We start from the raw sequence: 6,752 nt of genomic DNA, 5'->3' as shown, positions 1-6,752 counted from the left end.
CAAAACCCTAAAAAAACCGTAATCGACATTCCACTCGGCAAGGAGACACCATCATGCAGTGCAATACAGAAACACCGGCTGCTTGCGGCCAGCAAATCATGGGTTGGGCGGACCAGCTGGCGCAGTTCAGCGAAGCGCCTGACATGCTGACCCGTACCTACCTGACCAGCGCCCACCACGGCGCGGCGGCGCAACTGGCCGAATGGATGTGCGCCGCCGGCATGAGCGTGCGGCGCGACATGGCCGGCAATGTCATCGGCCGCTACGAGGGCCTGACGCCGGATGCGCCGGCTTTGCTGACCGGTTCGCATTTCGATACGGTGCGCAACGGCGGCAAATACGACGGCAATCTCGGCATCCTGCTGCCGATTGCCTGCGTGCAGCAATGGCATGAAGCCGGTAAACGTTTCCCTTTCGCCATCGAAATCATCGGCTTTGCCGAAGAAGAAGGGGTGCGTTTCAAGGCCACCCTGCTCGGCAGCCGCGCCGCCGCCGGCACTTTCGACATGGCGGTGCTGGATAACCTGGACGACGACGGCCACAGCATGCGCGATGTCATGGCCGCCTCAGGCTTCCACGCCGCCGGCCTGGGCAAAGCTGCTTATGCGCCGAAAGCGGTGCTGGCATTTGTCGAAGTCCATATCGAGCAAGGGCCGGTGCTGCTTAACCAGCAATTGCCGCTGGGCGTGGTGACTGCCATCTCCGGCGCTTCGCGTTTCATGGTCGAGATCGAAGGCTTGGCCGGCCATGCCGGCACCGTGCCGATGGAGATGCGGCGCGACGCCGCCATGGCGGCGGCGGAAATCGGCCTGTATATAGAGCAGCGCTGCCATGGCACGCGTGGATTGGTCGGCACTGTCGGCCAGTTCAATGTGCCGAACGGCGCCGCCAATGTGGTGCCGGGCAAGGCGATTTTTTCCATTGATATACGGGCTGAACAAGACTCCGTGCGCCAGGCTGCCGTAGCCGATGTTTTGGCTGAAATCGAGCAGATTGCAAAGCGCCGCAATGTCGTGGTTCACAGTCGCAAGACCCATGAAGCATCCAGCGTCCCCTGCGCGCCGTGGCTGCAGCAGCAATTGGCGAGCGCGATTGAAACCAGCGGATTAACAGTGAAGCACTTGCCGTCCGGCGCCGGCCATGACGCCATGGCGATGGCCGCCATCACCGATGTGGCGATGCTGTTCGTCCGCTGCGGCAACGGCGGCATCAGCCACCACCCGGACGAAATCATGACTGCCGCCGACGCCGCCCTCGCCGCTCAGGCATTCAGCCGCTTTGTCGAAAATTTTAAACACTGATTTACTTTGAATTTCTACTTTGGATTTGAACATGACTAACACCACCATCACCATCGACGGTTTCAACCTGACCGCGCAGCAAGTAGTCGACGTCGCCCGCGCCCCGCATCTGCCGGTGGCCCTGGCCGACTCTTCACGCGCCGCCTTGAAGGAAAGCCGCGACTACATCGAAGCCACCTGGATGCACGACGAAGCGCCGATGATGTACAGCTTCAACACCGGCGTCGGCCTGTTGAAAGACACCCGCATCAAGGTCGAGCATATCGAACTGTTCCAGACCCAGCTGATCAAGGCTCATTGCGCCGGCATCGGCGAACCGTTCTCGGAAGAAGTCAGCCGCGCCACCATGCTGTTGCGCGCCAACGCTTTCGCCAGCAATTATTCGGCGCCGCGGGTGGAAGTGGTGGATCGTCTGCTGGCTTTCCTGAATGCCGGCATCCATCCGATCATGCCGCAAAAGGGATCGGTCGGCGCTTCCGGCGATCTGGCGCCGCTGTCTTATCTGGCCGCTGCCATCGCCGGTTTCGACGAAGCCGAAGTGATGTATCAGGGCCAGCGCATGAGCGCGCCGCAAGCGATTGCCAAGGCGGGTGTCGGTCCGGTCAAGTTCGATTTGAAAGCCAAGGATGCCTCGGCGCTGATCAACGGCTGTACCGCTTCGCTAGCGGTGGCGGTGCTGGTGGCGCATGATGCGCGCAATCTGCTGAGCGATGCTTGTCTGTCGCTGGGCCTGACCCTGGAAGCGATGCGCGCCGAAATGGCGGCTTTCGATCACCGCATCCAGCAAGCGCGTCCGCATGCCGGCCAGATCAAGACTGCCGCCATCATCCGCAAGCTGCTGTCCAGTTCGACCCGCACCACGCACGAAGCGCGCGCCGTGCAGTTCCCGGAAGAGCTGCGCCGCACCGATATCCCTTACACCGCACGGATCCAGGACGTGTATTCGCTGCGCTGCTCGCCGCAAGTCTACGGCCCGGTGTTCGATGCGCTCGACTATATCGACAACATCGTCGACAAGGAAATCAACTCGGCCACCGACAACCCGCTGATTTTCGATAAGGAAGGCGGCGGCTTCGAGATCATTTCCGGCGGCAATTTCCACGGCCAGTACCTGGCGCAAGCGATGGACCTGCTGGCGATGGCGATCACCGATCTGGGCAGCATCTGCGAACGCCGGGTGGCGCGCCTGATCGATCCGACCTTGTCCTGGGGCTTGCCGCGCAACCTGATGAGCGGCGTGCGGGGCGTCAATACCGGCTATCCGGTGGTGCAATGTTCGTTGAGTTCGCTGGTGATGGAAAACCGCACCCTGTGCATGCCGGGCAGCGTCGACAGCATTCCGGCCAAGGGCAATAGCGAAGACCACGTCTCCAACTCGACCTGGTGTGCGCGCAAGGCGGCGACGGTGGTGGCGAATACGCAATACATCATCGGCGTGGAGATGCTGCTGGCGGCGCAAGCCTTGACCATGACTGAAGATCTGCTGCCGGGTTTTGTGTTGGGCCAGGGCACGCAGGCGGCGTATCAGGAAATCCGCCGTCAGATTCCGGCTTGCCTGGAAGGCGATCGCTGGTTCCACAACGATATCGCGGTGGCGCAATCGTTTGTGGTCAGCGGTTCGGTGCGCAACGCGGTGGTCAATAAGATCGGCAAGTTTGCCTAAGAAGATCGGCTAGCGAGTGGCCATGGGACGCGCTGTAGCGGGTTCCCGCGGACGCTCGCTAGCCAGCGTTACCAGGCGCTGCAACAAAGACTGGCCATACAGCCAGTCGCCCAGATTGGATTCGGCGTTGATATGCCCAAGCGCGCCGGCGTCGATGTACTCGGCACCCCAGGTTTTCGCCCAGTGACGCGCACGCTGGCTTTCCATCCAGGGATCGTTAAGACTACCCACCACGATCGCCGGCAGCGGCAGGCGTCCGTTCACCGCAGCACTGACATCGAATTTATCCGGATCGGCCGGCGCCACCAATAGCGCCCCAGCCAGATTCGGAATCTCGCTCAAGGCGCTATGCACCGTGGTCAGACAGCCGAAGCTGTGCGCTACCGCCAAGGTCGGCTGTTCCGACTGCCGCAGTCGCTGCTGCAGGCGTTCCGACCAGACTTCCAGTACCGGCGCATCCCACTGCGCTTGCTCAACGCGTTCAAAGCTGGGATATAGCCGCTGCCATCGCGATTGCCAATGCTGCGGGCTGCTGTTGTACAGCCCAGGCACCACCAGCACGCGGAACGATGACAGCGTCGCCATGATTAATCTCCCCCGGCATCAAGCGCCGCTGCCGAGATGCCGTCTTGCAGCGTGGCTGCGACAAATGCGTGCAGTGCGGCTTGCGGCAAATCCCACAGAAAACCCTGTGCATGCAAAGGCAATACGGCGATTCTTGCCAGTTGCTGCAGCACTTCCAGATCACGCGCTTTTTCCAGGCGTTTGAAAATCACCTGGATCCCGCGCTTGGCGCAGTCTTCCAGCAAACGCGTGGTCTGCTCGTCATGCGTGACGCCGCGGGCATCGATCTTGATCACATCCGGCCGCACCCGTTCCAGCAGATGCGCGGCTTGCGCCACATCGTCGGCATTCACCGCCAGCCGGAAATGATTGCGCCGGTAGTTATCCAGTACATAGTTCAACAGCCAGCCCTGGTTTTCAGTAATGGTCGGCAGTTGCAGCACGATCCTGTCATGCGGCAAACCGAGCAAGCTCAGGATACGCCGGAACGCCATGCCGTGATTGCTGTCGACCGCCGCCAGCAAACGCGCATGCACGCTCAGGTACAGATCGCCGGCGAGCGCCTCTGCCTGCCGGTAGAAATTGATCGAATGCAGCATGCGGCACAGACGATCGAGCTCGATCGATTCGTCGTCGCTGGCCGCATGATCCAGCAATTTCCATAGATACAGGCCGTTGTCGTTGGCTGAGTAACTATGGGCAAAACCTTCATGGCCGACGATGGCGCCCTTGCCTGCGCCGGCCTCGATCCGGCGCAGGGGCTGGAATACGCTGGTCAGGGTGGTATTGAAATAGCGCCCCTGGGCGCGTCCGTCGCCATCCAGCCAGACCCGGCAATCGCTACGGGTCTCGTCCGAGGTTGCGTTATCTCTGGCGCCATTCAAACGTGCCAGATACTGCTCCAGAGCGGGAAAGGACATGGCTGATCTCAATGTGGTCAATACAAGCAGCGGATAGTAATCAGATCTTGGCGATCGAAACTTCGGTGGCCTTTACCAGCGCCACCACTTCGGTGCCGATGACCAGCCCCAGATCCTTGACCGAACGGGTAGTGATCACCGAAGTGACGATGCCGGCCGGGGTCTCGACATCGACTTCCGACACCACGGTGCCTTCGATGATAGCCTTGATCTTGCCTTTGAACTGGTTACGTACATTGATAGCTTGGATAGTCATGATATTTTCCTGAAAAGAATGATTGAATTTGCCGATTGCAAAAAATTACAATTTGGCGATGGAGACTTCGGTGGCCTTCACCAGCGCCACCACTTCAGATCCCACCACCAACCCCAGATCGCGCACCGAACGGGTAGTGATGACTGAGGAAACGATGCCGGAAGGCGTTTCGATGTCGAGCGCGGATAACACCTCATCCTCGGTAATGCTGTGGATCTTGCCGCGGAACTGGTTGCGGACGTTAATTGCCTGGATGCTCATGGTTTCTCCTTTGGTAATACGGTTGCATCAAAAGTGACATCAAAAATCAGATCGCCCAGCCAACCTGGCTGACCGTGCGCTGCAGCGATACGTCGCCCAGCGCCGAATCAAGCTGTGCTGCCGGGTGTTTCAGTACGCGCGCCAGAATCCGTTCTTCCAGCTGCGCAAAAGCCAGGTTGCCGCGCGCCCGTGGACGCGACAGGCTGATCCGTTCATCCAGCGTGATTTCGCCGTCTTCGATCAGCAATACACGGTCGGCCAGGGCAATCGCCTCTTGCACGTCATGCGTCACCAGCACGGCGGTGAAGCCGCGTTCTTTCCACAAGGATTCGATCAGTTGCTGCATCTCGATACGGGTCAAGGCGTCCAGCGCACCCAGCGGTTCGTCCAACAGCAGCAGTTCCGGGTCATGCACCAGTGCCCGCGCCAGCGCCACCCGCTGCCGCTGGCCGCCGGACAACACCGCCGGCCATTCGTGGGCGCGGTCTTCCAGGCCGACCTGCGCCAAAGCTTTGGCCGAAGCCAGCGAAGCGCGTGGCAAGCCCAGGCCGACATTGTTGAGCACCCGCTTCCACGGCAGCAGCCGCGAATCCTGGAACATGATGCGGATCTCCGGCTGAATCTCAGGTTTAACATCGCCGGCGCCAAAGTAGAGATTCCCGCTGCTCGGCTGTTCCAGCCCGGCGATCAGGCGCAGCAAGGTGCTCTTGCCGCAACCGCTGCGGCCGACGATGGCGACGAATTCACCGGCGGCGATCTCGACGTTGAGCGTCTTCAGCACTTTCCGGCCGGCATACGATTTCGATACCGAGCGCACCCGAAGGCCGACACCGCGGCCGGCGCCAAGCCTGGCGGCGGTTTCTATTTCAGCATTTTCAACTGGATCAATTTGCATCTTCGCTTCCATCTTGGTTAACTTTGCAACACACTCACCGGTAGCCGGGATGCCAGCGCAGCCAGTAACGTTCCAGGGCGCGCGCCAGGATATCGGCCAGTTTGCCGAGCAAGGCGTATAACAGGATCCCTACCAGCACCACATCGGTTTGCAGGAATTCACGCGCATTCATGGTCATGTAGCCGATGCCTGCTTGCGCCGAGATGGTTTCGGCAACGATCAGCAAAACCCACACCAGACCCAGCGCGAAGCGCACCCCGACCAGTATCGATGGCAAGGCTCCCGGCAAGATCACGTCGCGGTACAAGGGCCAGCCGGACAAGCCGTAACTCTTGGCCATTTCGATCAAGCCTTTGTCGACCGAGCGGATGCCGTGGAAGGTATTCAGATACACCGGGAAAAACACCCCTATCGATACCAGGAACAATTTCGACGACTCGTCGATGCCAAACCACAAGATCACCAGCGGAATCAAGGCCAGCGCCGGGATGTTTCGGATCATCTGGATGCTGGTGTCGAGCAGGGTTTCGGCCTGCTTGAAAGTCCCGGTCAGCAAACCCAGCAACAAGCCCAGGCCGCCACCCACGGCGAAACCGGAAATCGCGCGCCAGGCGCTGATCCGCACATGGGTCCACAATTCGCCGGACAGCGTCAACGACCAGGCCGAGCGCGCCACCGCCCACGGTTCCGGCAAAATCCGGCTCGACAGCCAGCCGACCTTGGCGGCGAATTCCCAAACCAGAATCAAGGCCACTGGCAGCAGCCAGGGCAACAGGCGTTCTTGCCAGATCTTTGCGGCGTGAGTTTTGCGCACCGTGGCCGCGCCGGTTTGTGGCTGGCGCAGCGATGCGGGTGCTGCGGCTGTTGTGCTGATTGCGCTCATCTCGACTCC

The 6,752-nt window shown here is 60.5% G+C and carries 8 protein-coding genes; 2 read left to right on the top strand and 6 right to left on the bottom strand.

The window, feature by feature from the left end; genetic code table 11:
* Positions 1–53: 53 nt before the first annotated feature.
* Together KHU33_RS02740 and KHU33_RS02735 are read left to right on the top strand one after the other, a co-directional pair.
* Positions 54–1,301 (top strand): allantoate amidohydrolase, encoded by a 1,248-nt coding sequence (locus KHU33_RS02740; protein ID WP_211460974.1) that lies wholly within the window; start codon positions 54–56, stop codon positions 1,299–1,301.
* A 31-nt stretch (positions 1,302–1,332) separates the two neighbouring features.
* On the top strand, positions 1,333–2,964 hold the full coding sequence (locus tag KHU33_RS02735) for an HAL/PAL/TAL family ammonia-lyase (RefSeq protein WP_211460973.1): 1,632 nt from the start codon (positions 1,333–1,335) through the stop codon (positions 2,962–2,964).
* Positions 2,965–2,973: 9 nt separating this feature from the next.
* Here the strand turns inward: KHU33_RS02735 and KHU33_RS02730 are convergent, their stop codons facing one another.
* The 6 genes from KHU33_RS02730 to ssuC are packed head-to-tail and all read right to left on the bottom strand — an operon-like array spanning position 2,974 to position 6,743.
* Positions 2,974–3,549: an RBBP9/YdeN family alpha/beta hydrolase gene (locus KHU33_RS02730; protein WP_211460972.1), complete on the bottom strand. Its 576-nt coding sequence runs from the start codon at positions 3,547–3,549 to the stop codon at positions 2,974–2,976.
* Between the two features lie 2 nt (positions 3,550–3,551).
* Complete coding sequence (locus KHU33_RS02725) at positions 3,552–4,448, bottom strand: EAL domain-containing protein (protein ID WP_211460971.1); 897 nt, start codon at positions 4,446–4,448, stop codon at positions 3,552–3,554.
* 40 nt (positions 4,449–4,488) lie between these two features.
* Positions 4,489–4,704 carry a TOBE domain-containing protein gene (locus KHU33_RS02720; RefSeq protein ID WP_014007003.1) on the bottom strand — a complete coding sequence of 72 codons (216 nt, stop codon included), beginning with the start codon at positions 4,702–4,704 and terminating at the stop codon, positions 4,489–4,491.
* A 45-nt stretch (positions 4,705–4,749) separates the two neighbouring features.
* On the bottom strand, positions 4,750–4,965 hold the full coding sequence (locus KHU33_RS02715; protein WP_061938793.1) for a TOBE domain-containing protein: 216 nt from the start codon (positions 4,963–4,965) through the stop codon (positions 4,750–4,752).
* Positions 4,966–5,011: 46 nt separating this feature from the next.
* Entirely contained in the window at positions 5,012–5,860 is an 849-nt protein-coding gene (locus KHU33_RS02710; protein WP_211460970.1) for an ATP-binding cassette domain-containing protein, read from the bottom strand.
* A 34-nt stretch (positions 5,861–5,894) separates the two neighbouring features.
* Positions 5,895–6,743, bottom strand: coding sequence for an aliphatic sulfonate ABC transporter permease SsuC (ssuC, locus tag KHU33_RS02705; RefSeq protein WP_211460969.1), 849 nt, complete (start codon positions 6,741–6,743; stop codon positions 5,895–5,897).
* Between the last annotated feature and the right edge of the window lie 9 nt (positions 6,744–6,752).

Source organism: Collimonas silvisoli (genome assembly GCF_018305005.1).
GTDB classification, from domain to species: Bacteria; Pseudomonadota; Gammaproteobacteria; order Burkholderiales; family Burkholderiaceae_D; genus Collimonas; species Collimonas silvisoli.
Note: the sequence above shows the minus strand (reverse complement) of the source record. Positions and strands in the feature narration are given on the sequence as shown.